The sequence below is a fragment of the Mycobacterium ostraviense genome (assembly GCF_002705925.1).
Lineage (GTDB): Bacteria > Actinomycetota > Actinomycetes > Mycobacteriales > Mycobacteriaceae > Mycobacterium > Mycobacterium ostraviense.
In genome coordinates this window covers 1-1,675 of sequence record NZ_NKRE01000014.1, presented here as the reverse complement: position 1 = coordinate 1,675, position 1,675 = coordinate 1, and the positions used below count along the sequence as shown (strand labels likewise).

Here is a 1,675-nt window from a genome sequence, read left to right as displayed (position 1 = left end):
CTGACACGAAAATAGAGGTGACCACAAGCCGGTAAGCGTAGGTTGGGGTGACCCGCCGGCGGTGGGCGGTGGGGTTCGTGAGCCGGTGCGTGTGGTTATGCGGTGTCGGCCAGGGGTTGCAGGGTGACCCGGTAGCCCAGCGATTCGAGTTGTCCGATCGCGCGTGCCTTGGTTTTGGCTGGGATACGGCGGGTGTAGTAGTCGGCTCCAGGATCACGGTAGAAGGCACCGTTGCGCAGCATGTTCCAGGCGGCTACGAGCATCGCGTGTTCGACGGCAACGAGGGCTTTCATGGGGCCACGACGGGCGGCGATCCGCTGGTACTTCGCCGAGAAGTAGGTTCCCTTGGAACGAGACGCTGCCAACGCCGCGATGCCCAGGGCGCCTTTGAGGTAGCGATTTCCAGGGCGGGTCTTGGTCGATTTCACCCGACCGGCGGACTCGTTCTTGCCTGGTGCGGTGCCCGCCCACGACGCCAGATGCCCCGCCGTGGGGAACACGCCCATCTCGGCGCCGGTTTCGGCCACGAACACCTCAGCGATGGTCGTCGAGAAGCCCGGGATGCTGCACAACAGCTCCCGGGCCGCTCGAAAAGGTTCCATCGCCTCGTCGATGCGAGCCGAGAGGCGATCGATATCGGCGCTATGGGCGTCGATCCGGTCAAGAAACAGTCGGGCCATGAACGCGTGGTGCGCGCTGAAGTGGCCGTTGAGGGCCTCGGTCAACGCCGGGATCTTCGACCGCAGCCGACGTTTCGCCAGATCGGCGATGGCCGCGGGATCCTCGCGCCCCTCGATGAGAGCCGCCAGCATCAACCGACCCGACACCCCGGTGATGTCGGTGGCCACTGAGGACAGTTTGATCCCGGCATCTTCGAGCAACTTCTCGAGTCGGTGGATCTCCCGGGTGCGTTCCTGGGTGATCACCGTGCGGGCACGCGTCAGATCACGCAGGACCCGGATCGGCTCTGGCGGCACGAACGAGGCCCGCACCAGCCCGTGAGCACCCAGATCGGCCAGCCAGGCGGCATCGGACACGTCGCTCTTACGACCCGGCACATTCCGAACGTCGCGGGCGTTGACGAGCATCACCTGGAAATGTTCTTCGAGCAGGTAGTAGAAGGGTCGCCAGTAATCGCTGGTGGCCTCCATCACCACACAGGTGACCTTCTGCTCAGCCAGGTGCTCACACAGAGCCAGGATCTGGCTGGTCACCGCACCCCACGTCGTCACCGTCGACGCGGTGCGTCTCTTGGCGACTCCCTGGATTCGCACACACACCTTCGCGTCACGCTTGGAGATATCGATACCCGCGCACCGCGCATGCACCACATCCATCACTCACCACCGTTCCCGGAACCACATCCGATACGAACTCGCTTGTATAAGAACGTGTTCCGGGGAGGACGGGGTGAAAACAGGATTCTGACACGCGTGCTCAACAGGCAACAATCCACGGCTCCCGCGGATGACAAACATGCCCTCCACCACCAAACTAGCCCGCAGGCTCACCGGCACCATAGAGCGTCCGGGGTCAACCGAAACACCGCGTCAGTGTCCCCTGAACAGAACAATCCCAACAACGCCATCCACCACCACGCGCAACGGATGCCAAGGTGACTCGAGCCCCAATTTTCCTGCACCACGGCGGGGCACACGCCCCTGGGGAACTAGCC

At 63.6% G+C, this 1,675-nt stretch carries 1 protein-coding gene; it reads right to left on the bottom strand.

Annotated features, from left to right (window positions below):
* Positions 1-95 precede the first annotated feature (95 nt).
* The gene (locus CDN38_RS27605) at positions 96-1,337 is read right to left on the bottom strand and encodes an IS110 family RNA-guided transposase (protein ID WP_075509738.1); all 1,242 of its coding nucleotides are present in this window, start codon (positions 1,335-1,337) and stop codon (positions 96-98) included.
* Positions 1,338-1,675 lie beyond the last annotated feature (338 nt).

What these genes read in the sequence shown, in the direction of transcription:
- CDN38_RS27605 (WP_075509738.1), bottom strand. Translation starts at nt 1,337, where the DNA reads ATGGATGTGGTGCATGCGCGGTGCGCGGGTATCGATATCTCCAAGCGT.